We start from the raw sequence: 1,801 nt of genomic DNA, 5'->3' as shown, positions 1-1,801 counted from the left end.
TATCTGTGTAGTAGCCTTGCTCAATCATTAGACTTTCTCCTTTCACATCTTGCTTAACGAAGTTAGCTTATTTTTCCCGACAAGCACATAACGCCGCAATAAGCGGACTAAAATTGTGGGTTATAATGTAGAGCGAAGCGAAACGTAACCCACTGTTTTAGTTCCGTTTAATTGCCTTGTTAGCACTCGTTTACCGAAAGTTCTTTCTGATACTATTAATGTAACTTAAATCAGTAGGACACTGATTTGATGGCATTATTAAGCTTTTTACGCCAAATACTAAACCGGCGCCAGCGACACCTGCAATTAAAGGAGACATTCCAATAAATGTGGAAATACCTGCGCTTCCTAAACCCGCGCCAGCAATACCTGAAAAATCAGCATTAATTACATTTTTTAAATGTGTTGTAATTCGTTTTATACCAGACTCATTTAAAGTTTTATCAATATCTTTCAACGCCAATTCGACACGAGCCATTTGAGCATTTCTTGCACGCGGTATATCTCTTGAACTCAATATTTTTTCATTGACCTCATCCATATGACAACGGAATGCAGTGAGTTCATCTTGTCTTTTTTCTTTAAACTCTAAAATATCTGCTAATGGAGTGTCCGCACTAGGAACGGGTAGCATGTCATATAGCTCTACTTCGACACCAACACTTACACTCTGTTGAGTGTAAAAAGGGATATCAGCTAGTTGTGCGATCGTCCAACAACCAGGCTCCTCATCTTGATTTTTCCTAAATGCAGCTTCTTGAGCCTGAATGAAGAATTCACCACGACCCGAACTTATTGTTCCTTGGAAGCGAACATGAGTGCGTTTTAGTTTTCCAGTCTGTTCTAGATAATCAATTTCAGGCGAAGAAACATGAATTAGCATATTTGAGGGGTAATCAATTTCGTCCCAATACATAAGGTATTTTCGCAACTCTATCGGATCAGGAGATCCGCCACAACTAACTCCCCCTGTATAAATAGGCTTGAAAGGCGGAGATACTACTATTCCCTTTTTATTCATACTGACCTCAGATTTAGAGTGCTAACGTCTTGCTAAGCGGACTAAAGCAGGGCAGGATTTTTGCGGTCTTTTTTGCAAAAATGATGAACTGTTTTAGTTCCGTTTAAGCAACTTGTTATGTGTTTATACTTTAATCTTGAAGTCACTATATATGAATTCATTCTTTGAAGTGCACCAGCCACATAATAAATATTCTGAATCAGATTTTGAATTGTAGCTCTCTGTTGCCAATTTGAAGTTTAGTAAAGCCTGATTTACTTCACCTTCTGTTTTTAACTGAAAAACTAAAATTTTGTACATGGAATCTGCTTGAAGTAATTTATCAAAGTCATATTGAATACCTTTTTCATGCATCTCAGATACTTCAATTTCCATTGTTAATACTACGTTTATCAAATGTCCATCATCGTTAAATTGACGCCACACAAAATCATAAAGCCACTCTCCAGCGTTTGTGACATAAGAAGGTCTAGATTTATAACCTAAATTAGCACCTTCATCTCTAAAACGATTTTTAATTGCGGTATTTTTTTTAGGACTTTTCCATATTTCTTTTTTCCATTTGGTTTCATCACCTTTTACTTTCGCTTTCTCATGCTTATCAGCTATAGCTTTATCTTTGACTTCTTCCATCCAAATTTTAAATTGTTCAATCATTATATGGGACTCCTTATCAATCTGCACAAACACATAACGCCTCGTTAAGCGGATAAAAATGGTTGGCTATAATCGCGAAGCGATGGCCAACTGTTTTTATTCCGTTTAAACGACTTGTTAGTT

The 1,801-nt window shown here is 36.8% G+C and carries 2 protein-coding genes; both read right to left on the bottom strand.

The genetic code is table 11. The features are described 5' to 3' along the window. Nucleotides 1-190: 190 nt before the first annotated feature. Complete coding sequence (locus G322_RS0119110) at nt 191-1,021, bottom strand: DUF6236 family protein (RefSeq protein ID WP_022943262.1); 831 nt, start codon at nt 1,019-1,021, stop codon at nt 191-193. A gap of 123 nt (nt 1,022-1,144) precedes the next feature. Then, nucleotides 1,145-1,678, bottom strand: a complete 534-nt coding sequence (locus G322_RS0119105; protein WP_022943261.1) for a hypothetical protein — start codon at nt 1,676-1,678, stop codon at nt 1,145-1,147. Between the last annotated feature and the right edge of the window lie 123 nt (nt 1,679-1,801).

The sequence above is a fragment of the Psychromonas hadalis ATCC BAA-638 genome (assembly GCF_000420245.1).
GTDB classification, from domain to species: domain Bacteria; phylum Pseudomonadota; class Gammaproteobacteria; order Enterobacterales; family Psychromonadaceae; genus Psychromonas; species Psychromonas hadalis.
Note: the sequence above shows the minus strand (reverse complement) of the source record. Positions and strands in the feature narration are given on the sequence as shown.